This window comes from Fusobacterium sp. JB019 (assembly GCA_030673965.1).
Classification (GTDB): domain Bacteria; phylum Fusobacteriota; class Fusobacteriia; order Fusobacteriales; family Fusobacteriaceae; genus Fusobacterium_B.
In genome coordinates this window covers 114,211-128,286 of record JAUTCN010000003.1, presented here as the reverse complement: position 1 = coordinate 128,286, position 14,076 = coordinate 114,211, and the positions used below count along the sequence as shown (strand labels likewise).

15 protein-coding genes are annotated in these 14,076 nt (G+C 25.7%); 2 read left to right on the top strand and 13 right to left on the bottom strand.

Translation table 11 applies throughout. The features are described 5' to 3' along the window. Window positions 1-51: 51 nt before the first annotated feature. The 7 genes from lysS to Q7K47_03405 are packed head-to-tail and all read right to left on the bottom strand — an operon-like array spanning window position 52 to window position 6,231. Window positions 52-1,545 carry a lysine--tRNA ligase gene (gene lysS, locus Q7K47_03435; protein ID MDP0506261.1) on the bottom strand — a complete coding sequence of 498 codons (1,494 nt, stop codon included), beginning with the start codon at window positions 1,543-1,545 and terminating at the stop codon, window positions 52-54. A 21-nt stretch (window positions 1,546-1,566) separates the two neighbouring features. Then, on the bottom strand, window positions 1,567-2,946 hold the full coding sequence (locus tag Q7K47_03430) for a tetratricopeptide repeat protein (GenBank protein ID MDP0506260.1): 1,380 nt from the start codon (window positions 2,944-2,946) through the stop codon (window positions 1,567-1,569). 11 nt (window positions 2,947-2,957) lie between these two features. Then, window positions 2,958-3,326, bottom strand: coding sequence for a DUF1934 family protein (locus tag Q7K47_03425; protein ID MDP0506259.1), 369 nt, complete (start codon window positions 3,324-3,326; stop codon window positions 2,958-2,960). Further along, on the bottom strand, window positions 3,326-3,664 hold the full coding sequence (locus Q7K47_03420; GenBank protein MDP0506258.1) for a hypothetical protein: 339 nt from the start codon (window positions 3,662-3,664) through the stop codon (window positions 3,326-3,328). The genes Q7K47_03425 and Q7K47_03420 overlap by 1 nt, the downstream gene beginning before the upstream one ends. 14 nt (window positions 3,665-3,678) lie before the next feature. Continuing rightward, a complete protein-coding gene (gene rlmH, locus Q7K47_03415) occupies window positions 3,679-4,146 on the bottom strand; it encodes a 23S rRNA (pseudouridine(1915)-N(3))-methyltransferase RlmH (GenBank protein ID MDP0506257.1) in 468 nt (155 codons plus the stop codon). A 15-nt stretch (window positions 4,147-4,161) separates the two neighbouring features. Then, on the bottom strand, window positions 4,162-5,982 hold the full coding sequence (gene mutL, locus Q7K47_03410; protein MDP0506256.1) for a DNA mismatch repair endonuclease MutL: 1,821 nt from the start codon (window positions 5,980-5,982) through the stop codon (window positions 4,162-4,164). An 18-nt stretch (window positions 5,983-6,000) separates the two neighbouring features. After that, on the bottom strand, window positions 6,001-6,231 hold the full coding sequence (locus Q7K47_03405; protein MDP0506255.1) for a DUF3955 domain-containing protein: 231 nt from the start codon (window positions 6,229-6,231) through the stop codon (window positions 6,001-6,003). Between the two features lie 145 nt (window positions 6,232-6,376). Here Q7K47_03405 and Q7K47_03400 point away from each other — a divergent pair, with 145 nt between their 5' ends. Then, window positions 6,377-6,709 (top strand): YchJ family metal-binding protein, encoded by a 333-nt coding sequence (locus Q7K47_03400; GenBank protein ID MDP0506254.1) that lies wholly within the window; start codon window positions 6,377-6,379, stop codon window positions 6,707-6,709. Between the two features lie 22 nt (window positions 6,710-6,731). Here the strand turns inward: Q7K47_03400 and Q7K47_03395 are convergent, their stop codons facing one another. From Q7K47_03395 to Q7K47_03380, 4 genes are all read right to left on the bottom strand, one after another. Then, the gene (locus Q7K47_03395) at window positions 6,732-7,469 is read right to left on the bottom strand and encodes an amino acid ABC transporter ATP-binding protein (protein ID MDP0506253.1); all 738 of its coding nucleotides are present in this window, start codon (window positions 7,467-7,469) and stop codon (window positions 6,732-6,734) included. Then, entirely contained in the window at window positions 7,459-8,244 is a 786-nt protein-coding gene (locus tag Q7K47_03390; GenBank protein MDP0506252.1) for an amino acid ABC transporter permease, read from the bottom strand. The genes Q7K47_03395 and Q7K47_03390 overlap by 11 nt, the downstream gene beginning before the upstream one ends. Window positions 8,245-8,281: 37 nt before the next feature. Beyond that, window positions 8,282-9,091 carry a transporter substrate-binding domain-containing protein gene (locus Q7K47_03385; GenBank protein ID MDP0506251.1) on the bottom strand — a complete coding sequence of 270 codons (810 nt, stop codon included), beginning with the start codon at window positions 9,089-9,091 and terminating at the stop codon, window positions 8,282-8,284. Window positions 9,092-9,158: 67 nt separating this feature from the next. Further along, the gene (locus tag Q7K47_03380) at window positions 9,159-10,505 is read right to left on the bottom strand and encodes a diguanylate cyclase (GenBank protein ID MDP0506250.1); all 1,347 of its coding nucleotides are present in this window, start codon (window positions 10,503-10,505) and stop codon (window positions 9,159-9,161) included. A 152-nt stretch (window positions 10,506-10,657) separates the two neighbouring features. On the opposite strand from Q7K47_03380, the gene Q7K47_03375 reads away from it, so the two are divergent. Then, a complete protein-coding gene (locus Q7K47_03375) occupies window positions 10,658-11,464 on the top strand; it encodes an MBL fold metallo-hydrolase (protein MDP0506249.1) in 807 nt (268 codons plus the stop codon). Between the two features lie 20 nt (window positions 11,465-11,484). Here Q7K47_03375 and Q7K47_03370 read toward each other — a convergent pair whose 3' ends face one another. Together Q7K47_03370 and Q7K47_03365 are read right to left on the bottom strand one after the other, a co-directional pair. Continuing rightward, window positions 11,485-12,765, bottom strand: coding sequence for an L-serine ammonia-lyase, iron-sulfur-dependent, subunit alpha (locus Q7K47_03370; protein MDP0506248.1), 1,281 nt, complete (start codon window positions 12,763-12,765; stop codon window positions 11,485-11,487). Between the two features lie 76 nt (window positions 12,766-12,841). Continuing rightward, complete coding sequence (locus Q7K47_03365) at window positions 12,842-14,071, bottom strand: dicarboxylate/amino acid:cation symporter (GenBank protein ID MDP0506247.1); 1,230 nt, start codon at window positions 14,069-14,071, stop codon at window positions 12,842-12,844. Window positions 14,072-14,076 lie beyond the last annotated feature (5 nt).

Sequence of the window (14,076 nt, the reverse complement as noted above, 5' to 3'; positions counted from 1 at the left end):
GCACCCTTAATAGGTGCTATCTAGAAATAAAATATTAATTATTCTAATTAATTAGTCTTTCTTTTTTAAAGTAGGGAATAAAATAACATCTTTGATAGTAGGGCTTCCAGTTAAAAGCATAACAAGTCTATCTATTCCAATACCAAGTCCTCCTGTAGGTGGAAGGCCAGCTTCTAAAGCTTCAACAAAACTATCATCAATTTCTGGAGTAGCTTCGTCATTTCCAAGTTCAGCTTCTTCAATTTGAGCTTCAAATCTTGATCTTTGATCAGCAGGATCATTTAACTCAGAGAAAGCGTTAGCATATTCTCTAGCATCAATAAATAATTCAAATCTTTCTGTAAATCTAGGATCTTCTGGAGATTTTTTAGCAAGTGGAGAAATCTCAACAGGATGTCCATAGATAAATGTTGGTTGCACTACATGTTCTTCACATTTTTCTTCAAAGAATTCATTGATAATATGTCCTATAGAAGTCATATGAGGAGCAACAGGTACATGATGTTCTTTAGCTATAGCTTTAGCTTCTTCAAATGTCATTTCTTTCCAGAAATCAACTCCTGTAACATCTTTAATCATATCAACCATATGAACTCTATGGAAATTACCTAAATCAATAGTTTTTCCATTATATTCAACTTCTAATTTTCCTGCAACTCTCATAGCAGATTTTTGGATTAGTTCTTCAGTAACATCCATCATAACTTCATAGTTAGCATAAGCCATATATAGTTCCATTGTAGTAAATTCAGGGTTATGTCTAGTAGAGATTCCTTCATTTCTAAAACATCTATTTATTTCAAATACTCTATCAAATCCTCCAACAACTAGTTTTTTAAGATATAACTCAGGAGCAATTCTTAAATATAAAGTCATATCAAGTGCATTATGATGAGTAATAAAAGGTTTAGCAGCAGCTCCTCCAACAATTGGATGCATCATAGGAGTCTCAACTTCTAAGAATCCTTTATCTGCAAGTACATTTCTAAATTCATTTACTACTTGAGATCTTTTTATAAATGTTTCTTTAACTTCTTTATTCATGATTAAATCAATATGTCTTTTTCTGTATCTAGTTTCTACATCTGTTAATCCGTGGAATTTTTCAGGTAGAGCTTTAACGTTTTTAGAAAGTAAAGTAAATTCTTTAACTCTTAAAGTTTTTTCTCCTGTTCTAGTTATAAATAATGTACCAGTGATACCAACAATATCTCCTACTCCACATTTTCTAACTAATTGCCAAAACTTTTCATCTTCAAATGCATCTTTTCTTGCATAAAATTGAATTCTTCCTGTTTGATCTTCAATGTGAGCAAAACCAGCCTTTCCTTGAATTCTATATCCCATGATTCTTCCAGCTGTTTTAAATAACTTAGGCTCTTCTCCTTCAGCTGCAGGCTCATTTTTTAATATATCACCTATCATAAATTGTTTGTCATATTTCTTTCCAAATGGCGCGAATCCTAATTCTTTAATTTCTTCAACTTTTTGCCATTGCTCAGCAAGAAGACGATCTTCTGCTATAAAATCTGCATATCTTTTCATAATTTCTCCTTTATAATAAATTTAGTTTATTTTTAATAAATATATGCTACTTTTTCTTCCCCAAATAGTTTTTGGGAAAAGATTCTTAACTTGGTTAAATAATTTAATAGCTTCAGCTTTATTTCCTTGCTTAGCATTTAAATCACCAAGTCTATATAAAGCTTCAGGATAATTTGAGTTGTTTTCATCAACTAGTTTTAGTTTATCAATAGCTTTTGGTGTATTGTTTGAGTTGTAGTAAGACATTCCTAAATAAAAATTAACATCTTCAATTTTACTTGAATTTGTTTTTAAAAGTTTAGCTTTTTCAAAAGCTAAAATAGCTTCAGCATAACTTTTATTTTTATAATAATTTAAAGCATTTTTATATGAAATGTTAGCCTTATCTTCAGACGGTGAATCAATCTTAATATTTTCAGAATTATTTAAATTTTCAAGTTCAACAATAGTACTATCTATAGGCAAAGGTAATAAAAAAGAATTGTCACTTTTATAATAATTTGCCTTAGTAGGATTATTTGAAAGTTTATAAAAAGAACTTATTTGGTTAGTAAGTTCTAAAGTTCTTTCTTTAGTGTAACAAGCTTCAAGAAATAATAATTCTTGAGCTGTTGGTTTAATTTTTTTCAAAATTGCTCTTTTTATATAGTCATTTAATTCTTTTGAATTTTCTTTGAAATTTAAATATTCAATAGTAAATGGAATATTTTCTTTTAATAAAGAAGTCTTTCCATTAATAATTTTAATTTTTTCAAGAGAACTAAGATCAAAGTTATTTTCTAAATATTTACTTTCTTTCTTAAAAATATTAATATCAGAGTTCTCTATAGCTAAATCTAGTAAGGCTATAGAAAATTCTTTATTTTTTGAATTTTCTGGAAAAAGCATTTTAAATAGTGTAACACTATTTTCTAAATTTTCCAAGTCTTTAATAGTAATATTTTCAGAAATCATATTTTCTAAATTAGCTTTTGATATTTTATAACGTGAGATATTATTAATAGTAATAGTTTTTAATATTTGATTATCTTTTATGAAAGAAAATGAGTAAAATCCTTGATATATACTTCTAAAATAAAAATTATTATCTTTTATGAAAGCGTCATAAGATTGTACTTTAGGTATTTCTTTTGAAAAAGAATCTATATTATCTATCGGAATAATAGCATATTCTCCTAAATAAACTTCAGGGTGATTATTTGTTAAATATGTTCTAGAAGTTTTATTTTTAATATTATCTTTGGTAATATCTAAAAAATAGTTAATTCCAGAATTATTAAGTATGAAGTTATCTTGAACAAGTATACTTGGTTTAATAATTTTAGGTTGCTTTACAGTATTTAAATTTTGGCAACTATAAAACAAGTTAGTTAAAATTATTAAATATAAGAATTTTTTCATAATTCCCCCTTTTAGATTTCACGTATTGAAATAGAAATATTGTTTACCAATGTTTTTTCTTGAAAAATAGAATAAGAACAATCAAAGCCATCAGGGTAGATAACTAATTTTTTGGTAAAAATATTTAAATTGGAAGAAAAATAATCAGTTTTATATTCAAAAGAAGTATTAGAATCTTTTCTTAAAATAAAAGAACTTTTAATTTTCCCCAGTCGATTAATTAAAATAGAATTAGAGAATATCTCTAATTTTGTTTTTCCAGAGTCATCGATATATCTATATGAAATAGAATATCTATTAATTTTTTTTATAGCTGCAACTTCATAAGCTGTAGTTTTATTATTTGATTCAGTAGTTTTAATAAATAAGTTTACTTTCATTAATAATCACTATCTTCATCATAATTTTCATTATCAAAACGTTGAGAAGTATTAAGTCTATCTTCTCTATCATAGTATTCATCTTCTTCCCAATCTCCAATATTATCTAAAGAAGTATCTTCAGAATATCTCCAAAAATCTAAAATTTCATCAGATAAATCAGGATCATCTAAGTATTCTGGTTTGTCTCCTTCAGTGTCAATAAAAACAAAAGTTTCTCCTTCTTCATTATCTGCAAGAAGATAATCCTCTGATTCATAAGTTACATTGTCAATTATTTCAAAATCGTATTCATTTCCACTTATTTCTTTTGTGAAATAGTCTCCTAGTGAAAACATAAAAACCTCCTAAATTATTTGTGATATTTAATGTTGTTTATAATGCTAAACCATCTGTAAATTTGTTCCGAAAGAATAAGTCTCATTAATTGATGAGGAAAAGTCATTTTAGAAAAACTAAGTAAAAGATGAGAAGCTTTTCTAATCTCATCTGAAACTCCATAAGATCCTCCAATAATAAAGTTAATAGTGCTATATCCATTTATACAAATAGCTTCAATTTTTTTAGACATTTCTTCAGATGAAAAATTTTTACCTTGGATATCTAATAAAACATTATATCCTCTTTTTTTATCAAGAACTTCTAAAATATTTTTACATTCTTTTTTTATTGAAGATGCTCTATCAGAATCATTTCCAAATTCCTTTAATTCTATTATGGAAAATTTTCCAAAACTTTGCATTCTTTTGGAAAATTCTTTAATTCCATCACTGATATACTTATCTTTAATTTTCCCTACACATACTATATTTATATTCAAATTTTTTCCCCTTTATTATTTTCTGTTAAATAATTTTTCAATATCATTAAGAGTTAGTTTCATTAAAATAGGTCTTCCATGAGGGCAAGTATATTCATCTAATAAAAATAATTGGTCTAATAATATCTTAATTTCTGTATTATTTAAAGGTTGATTTGCTTTAATAGCATTTTTACAAGAAGACATAATAATAGTATCTTCAATTAAGGAATTTCTTAAATTAGTATTCTTTAAATCTTCGATAATATTCCTAAATAATTCTTCAATACTACAAAGAAATTTTATATTTGGAACTGCTCGGATAATAATATCAATTTTTCCAAAAAAATCAACTTCAAAACCAAAATCTCTTAAAAGTTCAAGATGATTTTCAATAGTTTCTTTATCTTTAGCTGAAACAGAAAATTTAACAGGGACTAACAGTTGTTGTATAGAGATACTTTTATTTTTATAATCATTTTTAAATTTTTCATATAAAATTCTTTCATGAATTATGTGCTGATCATAGATTTCAAGGACATTATTGCGTTCTAATATTATGAAAGAATTTGCAAATTGTCCAATTATTTTATAATCATTTTTAACATTACTAACTCTTTCTAGTTTATCAGTTTTTTCATTATTTGAAAAGTAATTTTTTGAAAAAATCTCATCATTTTTAATTTTTTCTTTAGATGAATCAAAAATTTTATTTGTAGCTTTATTTTCATAATCAAGATCAACTTTATTTTTCTCTTCAATGTTAAAATCATAGTTGAAATTTCTTTTATTAGTTTCTAATTTAATAGGTTCAGTTTTAATAATTTCCTTCTTAAAATCCTGAATATTTAAAAATTTTTTTCCATTTTCAGGGGTAATTGTAGGAGCAATAAAATCAACATCTCCTAAAAGTTTATTTTTAACATTTTCATAAACAAGATTATAAATATATTTTTCATCAGAAAATTTTACAATTTTTTTAGAAGGATGGACATTAATATCAATTTCTTTAGGATCAATTTCAATAAATAAAATAGCGAAAGGATATCTTCCTTTCATTAATTTAGTATAATATCCATCAATTAAAGCTTCTTCTATAATTTTAGATTTAATAGGTCTATTATTGATAAATACATAGATTCCATCTTTATTAGAACGATTAAGAGACATATTTCCAAGATATCCTAAAGGAAATGGAATGATGTTTTGTAATGTATTTCTTCCAAAAATTTCAAGTATAGTATTTTTCATTCCTCTACCACTAGTTTTTAAAATTTGTACATCATTATTAATTAGAGTTATAGAAATATTAGGATTAGCTAAGGCTTCTAAGATAACAGCTTCTTTTATAGCTCTAAATTCAGTAGTTGTTTTTCTTAGAAATTTTAATCTAGCAGGAGTATTAAAAAACAAATCTTTTATTTCAATTTCAGTACCAACCTCTCTAGAAATATCTTTAATGTTTGTTATTTTCCCACCAAGAGCATTTAAAACACTTCCTTGCTCACTTTCAATAGTTTTTGTAGTTATTCTAATTTTAGAAACAGAAGAAATCGAAGAAAGAGCCTCCCCTCTAAATCCATAAGTTAAAATATTAGATAAATCTTCCTTAGTATAGATTTTACTAGTGGCATGTCTTTCTATGGAAAGAAGTAAGTCTTCTTTGGACATTCCTTTTCCATTATCAGAAATTTTTACAGATCTATTATTATTTTTAACTGAGATTATAATTTCAGTACTTTTTGCATCAATTGAATTTTCAAGCAATTCTTTTATCATACTAGCAGGATTTTCAACAACTTCTCCAGCAGCAATCATATTAGAAACTTTTTCATCTAAAATTTTTATTAAGCCCATTTATCCTCCTAAATATTTTTAATTAAGTTTATGTTTGTTTTTTCTAAATTTACTTTTAATTTTTTTTAATGTAGTTATTAAGAAAAATAATATGGATAAGAAAAATAAAAAGTACCCAATTGGAATAAGAAAAAAAGGTTCCTTAAGAAAGCCTTCTTTATCAACGCTAGATCCGATTAATTTATAAGCTATGTTGCAACAAAATGCAAGAAAAATTAGAATATAAGATGAAATATAATTTTTAAACATATTACCCTCCTTTTAAATTTAAAATAACTAATTTGAGTATACATTTTAGATTTGTAGATGTCAACAATGTTTTGATAAAGTTATTTTTGTAATTTCGTGAAAGAATATTATATAATAAGATATTATAAAAATAAAGAGGTGAATTATGGAAAATCCAAAAACAGCGTTAGAATTAATGAAATCAAGATATGAAGCGTATAAAGTTAGTGATATAGAATATGTAAAAAAAACTTGGGATAAAAAAGAAAGCAAAAAAATAAATTGGGAAGAAGTAAAAATATGGAATAATTCAGTTCAATGGCTAGAATTAAAAATATTAAGAGTAGAAAGAGGAGAAAAATTAGATAAGGATGGAATAGTTGAATTTCAAGCTAAATATACTGAAAAAGAAACTGGTGAAGAAAAAATTCATCATGAAGTTAGCTATTTTTTAAAAAAAGGAAGAAAATGGTATTATAAAGGATATTTACAAGAATAAAAAAAAGGGAGTAATCCCTTTTTTAAATATTCCATTCTAAAAGTTTACTTAGAAATTTTTTTAGTTTGTTATTTTTTGGATTTCTAAAGACTTCTTCACTTTCTCCAAATTCTAGGAGTTTTCCATCAGCTAGAAAAGCAACATTATTACAAGCATGTCTAGCAAATCCCATTTCATGAGTAACAATAATAAAATCAATATTATCTTTTTTTAATTCGTTGATAATATCGAGAACTTCAACAGTATATTCAGGATCTAAAGCAGATGTAGGCTCGTCAAATAAAAGAAATTCAGGTTTTGGAGCTACAGCTCGAGCTATTGAAATTCTTTGTTTTTGTCCTCCAGATAATTCATTAGGTTTTTTATAGGCATCATTTTCAAGTCCAAATCTTTTAAGTAATTCTAAAGCTCTTTTTTCAGCATCTTCTTCAGAATAATTATGTACGTGGATAAGAGGAATTTTAATATTATCAATAGCAGTCATATGTTTAAATAATCCACTATGTTGAAAAACAAAGCCTATTTTTTTCCGATAAGAATTTAATGAATCCTCATTAAAAGAAATATGTTTATCATCTATATACATTTTTCCTGAAGAGGGAGATAAAAGTCCTCCTATTATTTTTAATAGAGTTGATTTACCTCCTCCAGAAGGACCTATAATAGCAAGAGAATTTATATTTTTATCAAAATTTATATTAGAAAAAACTTCTTTATTTTTTCCAAAATTTTTATTTAAATTGATAAGTTTAACTTTCATAATTAAATTTCCTTTCAAGTATTTCACTTATATATGTAATAGGTAATGTTAAAATTAAATAAAGTAATCCTAAAAATATGTAACATTCAAATAATTTAAAATTAATAGAGCTAATTTCTCTCATTGTTTGAGTAAGTTCAATAACAGCAATCATAGAAAGTAATGAAGAATCTTTTATAATTGATGAAAATTGACCAGTTAAAGCAGGTAGAGTTCTGGCTATTAATTGTGGAAGAATAACAAATTTCAAAGTCTGGTTTTTTGTGAAACCCACAGCTTTAGCAATTTCTAATTGAGAACTATCAATTGAAATAAAACTACCTCTTATAATTTCACTAATGTATGCTCCTTCAAATATAGAAAGTATTAGAATTCCTGAAAAAAATCTATTATCTATTCCCCAAGCAGTTCCTATAATATAAAAGAATAAATAAATTTGCATGATAAGGGGAGTACCTCTTATAAATTTAACGTATGCAATAGCAAGGTATCTAATAAATAATATTTTAGAATTGTTACAAATAGCGGTAACAATTCCTATAATAAGACTAACAATAAGGCTACTAATACTTAAGTAAAAAGTCATTAAAAACCCTTTTAAAATACGTATTTTAAAATCACGAATAAAAAAGAAATTAAAAGAAACATTAATCTTAGCTAATGATATCCAAAATATTAGTATTAAAAAAGTAGTTAATAAAATTAAGTTAAATAAAATTTTACCAAAGGATAAATTATTTTTATTTTCAGTAATAAATATATTTTTTATGTTCATAATTATCTCCAATCAAATATGTAATTAAAAAATATTGTTAATTTTTTAAGTCAAAGAACCATTTGAATCCAAGGGTATCAAAGTCTTTTTTTTCTTCAGATAAATATTTGTTACTTAGTTTGTCAAATCCTCCTTCTTTTTGATATTTATCAATAAATGTATTAAGTTTATTAATTAGGTCAGTATTTCCTTTTTTAGCGGCAACTCCCCAGACATCAACATCTTGATAAGGGATAAAAACAGCTGTAGTAGTTTTTTTATTTTTTTTCCAGTTGCGATAAATAGTTAATTGATCATAGAAAAATCCATCAGCTTTTCCTTGTACTACTTCAGTAACACAAGCACTTTCATCAGCAAGGGCAATAATTTTAGCATTTTTAACATTTTTCATGGCAAAAATGAAACCAGTAGAGCCTGTTTTAACAGCAATAGTATTTCCTTTTTTATCTAGATCTTTAAAATTTTTAATATTGGATTTTTTATTTGTTAAAATACCCTGAAGAGAATTAGAATAAGGGATGGAGAAATCTACTATTTTTTTTCTTTCTTCAGTAATAGACATAGAAGAAATTACTAAGTCTGATTTTCCAGTTTGTACAGAAGGAATAAGTCCTTCCCAAGCAATATTTTCTATTTTTATTTTTTTATGAATATATTTTCCAAAGTCTCTAGCAAAATCCACACTGATACCAGCAGGATTTCCATTAGTATCTTTCATCTCAAATGGAGGATAAGCTAATTCCATAGCTATAACTAAAGGTTTATCTTTGCCTTTATTATTATTACATCCTACTAAACCTAAGATTAAGATTGTAAGTATTGTTAAATAAACTATTTTTTTTCTCATTTTATATCACCGGTCCTTTATTAGGTATAAAAATAAGTATTGATAAAGAATATCAATACTTATTAAATTATATAATTACTTTATTACGTCCTTCTTTTTTTGCTTTATAAAGTTTAGCATCTGTTAGTTTAAATAATTCTTTAAAGCTTAAGTTATTAGCTTCTTCATATGAAGTGCCTCCTATACTTATAGAAATTTTAACTTCTTTTTTTTCGAAATTTAGAGAATTGATATGATTTTTTAAATTATTAAGTATCTTTTTAAATTTTATTTTATCAATAGAAGAAAATAAAATAATAAACTCATCTCCTCCAAATCTAATAATACAATCATCCTTATCAGTAAATTTTTTAAATTCAATAGCAACAGCAGTTAAAACAATATCTCCAAAATCATGACCATAGTTATCATTTATTTCTTTAAATAAATCAATGTCAATAATAGCCATAGAATATTTTTGAGAAGGGTTAATCCATTTTTCAGTCTCACCTTTTACTATAAACTTTGTTATATATTGTCTAGAAAAAACTCCAGTTAAGGGATCAATAATAGATATTTTTTCTAGATATTTATTAATATCTGTTATTTTCTCTTTGTTTAAAAAAATAAGAGATAAAAAGCCAGCAAATATTAAAGCAAATAATAAATCAAAAATAATTTCATAATAATTTACCCATCCATTTTCAGGAGAAAGTTTAATATTCCATTTTAAATTGTGTAGATTAAAGTTAAAAGAAACAGGACTTATCACTTTTTTGTCAGAAGCAGCAATAATTTTATAAGATTTATCTTGACTAAGATAAGAGAGTTCGTAGGAAATGTTATTTTCATTAAAAATATTAAGACCAATAATTTTTAAGACATTATCTAAATCTAGAGTAAGAGTTATTATTCCCCAAAAATCTGAATTATTATAAATTGGAAGTCTTCCTCCAATTCCTTGTCCTCCTTGAATAAAATTAAAAGGTTCTGTAATTAAAAATTTATTTGTTTTATAAGATTCTATAGCATATGAATTTCCAGGCTTAGTTGAATCTAAGAAATTAAAGCCTAAAAATTTTTCATTGTTTTTTAAAGGATAAATATTAGAAACTATTCCTTTTGGTGCTATGGCAATATTTCTTATATTTACACCGCTAGAAATATGAGCTTCTTCTGTTATAGCATTAGCAATTTTATTAAAGTTTATAATTTCACCTTTTTCATTTATAGCCAAAGCTTTTACAGTATAAATTCTAGCCATAACAGTATTAAGATATCCAGTAATTATATTTGAATGATTGATAGCAATATATTTATATTTTTCTTTTTTTTGAATCATTTCTTTTTTTGTGAAATGGAACAAAATTAAAGCTAATGAAAAAAAGGTTATTATAAAAATAGCAAAAATTTTAATTTTTTTGTTTTTTAACATAAAAATCTCCCTTCAAAAACTATTTGAACTTCTTTATTAATACTTATTATACCCCATAAATAGAAGAAAACAAAATAACTAAAGAATGTAATTTGACAAGAATATATTGTTATATTATAATCTATTTTAAGATTCACTTAGGAGGAGATTATATGAAATTAAAAGTTTTAGTAGATAATAATACCTATATTGATGAATATTATTACGGAGAACCTGGAGTTTCTTATTATATTGAAGATGAGGGAGAAAAGATATTATTCGATGTAGGATATTCAGGTTTGTATATAAAAAATGCAAAAAAAATGGGGATAGATTTAAATGAAATTCAAAAAATAGTATTATCTCATGCTCATGATGATCATACTGGAGGATTAAAATATTATTTTGATAATTATAAAAATAAACCAGAAATTATAGGATGTTTTGGAATTTTTAATGAAAAAAAATATAATGACTTAAAAATAAGTTGTCCCATGGAAGAAGTAGAAATATTAGAAAAAACAAAAGTAATTTATAGTAATACTCCTAAGAAAATAACTAAAAATATTATATTTTTAGGAGAAATTCCTAGAAAAAATAATTTTGAAAATAAAATTCCTTTAGGTAAGATAAAAATAGAAGGAAGATATATGGATGATTATAATTTAGATGATAGTGCTTTAGTTTATAAGAGTAAAAAAGGGATTTATATTATAACTGGATGCTCTCATAGTGGTATATGTAATATTATAGAATATGCAAAAAATATTTATAAAGATAATAGAGTTTTGGGGATTATTGGTGGATTTCATTTATTTGATATAGATAATCAATTAGATGAGACTATAAAATATTTAAAAAAGAATAAAATAAATGAAAATTTATATCCTTGTCATTGTGTTTCTCTTAAAGTGAAGCTAGAATTAGGAAAATATTTTAAGATAAATGAAGTTGGTGTAGGTTTAGAATTAGAATGGTAAAAAATAAGTAGTGTTTAACACTACTTATTTTTATTGTTGAAAATTTCAACGATAGTTTTTTCTGTCTCAATCATTCCAGGGGAAGCAATAAGGCCCATATTTTTCATTGTGTTTTCTGGTTTGTCATCACATATACCGTGAATATTATAGATAAAAGAATTATTCATAGCAAGTTCAACAGATCTAAAGGCAGCATCAGTTGCGACAATTCCTTTCATTGTACATCCTTGATTTCCCCCATCACAAATCATACCAGTAATACTAGAGGCCATATTATTCAAAGTGCCAACAATTTCATTATAGCTTCCATTTCTCATATAAGTTATAGCACAGGCCATACCTGTTCCGGCAGCAATTGCACAACCACAAAAAGCAGAAAGTTTGCCAGAATATTCTTTAATATATGTACATATTAGATAACTTAAAATAGTTCCTCTTAATAATTTTTCTTTAGAAGCTTTATTTACAAGGTGTTCTGCATATAAAGGCATTGTAGCAATGATTCCATGAGCTCCTGAGCCAGTTATACTCATAGCTGCTTTATTAAGGCCTATAACTCTTGCTTCGATAGCTCCTCCACATAATAAATTAGCTGTTTTATTAACGTCTTCTGAAATTATTTTATTATAATTAAGTTTAAATAGATTTCTAGAAAAAGTAGTACGTTTATTTTCAAATCCTTCATTAAATAATTCTAAATTAACTTTATAAGCATCTTCAATAAAAAATAATTCTTTGATATTGATATTATCTATATAATTAATTATTTCTTTTAGAGAATAATCATGAATATTAATGAAATTTTCTTTGTTGTTTTTTGAATAATTTTTAGTTTCTTTTTTTAAAATAATTTTATTATTTTTAGAAATTTCTACTATATTTTCATGTGAACCTTGAATTAAAACTTTAATAATATCATTTTTAGTTGTAAAAATAACTTCTATATATATTTCAGAAGTTATTTCTCCTAAAATAATTTTAATTTTATTTTCAGAAATTAATTTTAAAGCTAAATTGTTATCTTTTTCTTTAACATCGATTAAAGATTCTAATCCTTTTTCGGGATTACCAGCAACAGCTCCAAGAGCAGCAGCAAAGGAATTACCTACTTGATTAGAATTAGGTATTCCACAAGTAAAACCATTTTTATAAATTCCAGAGTTAAGAGTTACTTTTATCTCTAAGATATCTTCATTGGAATATTTTCTAGCAGTTGAAACAGCAAGTGCAATAGCTCCTGGTTCAGTTACTCCAAAAGCAGGTTTCATATCTTTTTTTATTAAATCTATTAAAGTTTTCATTTAAAATCTCCTTTAAGTGTTTAAGACAATAATAACTTGTATTGATTTTAAAATCAATACAAGTTATTAAAAAATATTAAAGTTTATTATTTATCCATTCTTTGCCTTCTACTATTCTAGTTACCATCATTGAAGCTACAGCGTCTCCACTTGCATTTAGACAAGTTGCAGCAGGGTCAACTAAAAAACCTATTGTTGCAATTAGAGGGAAAGCTTCAGGTGGGAAACCAAATAAACTAACTATAAGCATTTCTCCTACTAATCCTCCTCCAGGAGCTCCGGATAAAACAAAAGCACTAAGTATAGAAACAAGCATAGCCATCATATATGTTCCTATTCCTGTAAAAGGTTGATTGAATATTCCAAATAAGAAACTTATCTTTATTATAGAAGAAAGAACAGATCCATCCATATGCATAGTTGCTCCCATAGGTAAAACTATTTCTCTAATATCTTTAGGAACACCCATTTTATCACAAGCTTCTAAATTGATGGGTAGAGTTGCCACAGAACTTTGTGTAGCGAAAGCTGTAACAGCAGGATTTAATATATTGTTAAACATTCTTCTAACTCCTTCTTTCCCGCCTGCAAAGAAAGCATAAAGAGGAAAAGCAGTGAAGAAATAAAATAAACACATAGGATAGTAAACAAGCATAGTATGTCCATAATCCCCTAATAATTTAGGACCAAATTTCCCAACTAAAGCTGCAAAATAAGCTCCAAGTCCAATAGGTGCATAAAGCATAATAATTCCAACGATTTTCATTATAACATCGTTAAGATTATTTAAAAGCTTTCCAACTGGACTTTCTTGGCCACCACAAGCACTAACACAGAAACCAGTTAAAATAGAAAAAACAATTATAGGTAACATATTATTTCGACTCATAAGTCCAGAAAAATCATTAACAGTTAAAGCTCCTACAATCATATCTCCAACACTTGCAGTTTCTTTTAAAGTTGTTTGCGCAAAAGAGATACTAGTTCCAACAGCAGGAGGGAAAATATTAACGACAGCTAAAACTAAAATTCCTGCAATAGCTCCTGTGCCAACAAAAACTAAAATTAGACTACTTAAAATTTTACCAAGTCTTTTCATATTTAACATATTTCCTACAGAACTTGAAATAGAAACAAAAACCATAGGTACAACAATTGTAAACATAAGATTTAGAAATATATCCCCTAATGGAGACAAGATTGTAGCCTTTTCTCCTAATATGACTCCAAGTAGAGCTCCAGAAAATATACCAGCTAATAAAATTATAGGAAATTTATAATTTTCCCAACGTGATTTTTTACTCATAATAA

Excerpts from the sequence above, each read along its gene's own strand:
- Q7K47_03395 (MDP0506253.1), bottom strand. The coding sequence starts at position 7,469 with ATGAAAGTTAAACTTATCAATTTAAATAAAAATTTTGGAAAAAATAAA.
- Q7K47_03400 (MDP0506254.1), top strand. The coding sequence starts at position 6,377 with ATGGAAAATCCAAAAACAGCGTTAGAATTAATGAAATCAAGATATGAA.
- Q7K47_03365 (MDP0506247.1), bottom strand. The coding sequence starts at position 14,071 with ATGAGTAAAAAATCACGTTGGGAAAATTATAAATTTCCTATAATTTTA.
- Q7K47_03380 (MDP0506250.1), bottom strand. The coding sequence starts at position 10,505 with ATGTTAAAAAACAAAAAAATTAAAATTTTTGCTATTTTTATAATAACC.
- Q7K47_03385 (MDP0506251.1), bottom strand. The coding sequence starts at position 9,091 with ATGAGAAAAAAAATAGTTTATTTAACAATACTTACAATCTTAATCTTA.
- mutL (MDP0506256.1), bottom strand. The coding sequence starts at position 5,982 with ATGGGCTTAATAAAAATTTTAGATGAAAAAGTTTCTAATATGATTGCT.
- Q7K47_03390 (MDP0506252.1), bottom strand. The coding sequence starts at position 8,244 with ATGAACATAAAAAATATATTTATTACTGAAAATAAAAATAATTTATCC.
- Q7K47_03405 (MDP0506255.1), bottom strand. The coding sequence starts at position 6,231 with ATGTTTAAAAATTATATTTCATCTTATATTCTAATTTTTCTTGCATTT.
- Q7K47_03430 (MDP0506260.1), bottom strand. The coding sequence starts at position 2,946 with ATGAAAAAATTCTTATATTTAATAATTTTAACTAACTTGTTTTATAGT.
- Q7K47_03425 (MDP0506259.1), bottom strand. The coding sequence starts at position 3,326 with ATGAAAGTAAACTTATTTATTAAAACTACTGAATCAAATAATAAAACT.
- Q7K47_03375 (MDP0506249.1), top strand. The coding sequence starts at position 10,658 with ATGAAATTAAAAGTTTTAGTAGATAATAATACCTATATTGATGAATAT.
- Q7K47_03370 (MDP0506248.1), bottom strand. The coding sequence starts at position 12,765 with ATGAAAACTTTAATAGATTTAATAAAAAAAGATATGAAACCTGCTTTT.
- Q7K47_03420 (MDP0506258.1), bottom strand. The coding sequence starts at position 3,664 with ATGTTTTCACTAGGAGACTATTTCACAAAAGAAATAAGTGGAAATGAA.
- lysS (MDP0506261.1), bottom strand. The coding sequence starts at position 1,545 with ATGAAAAGATATGCAGATTTTATAGCAGAAGATCGTCTTCTTGCTGAG.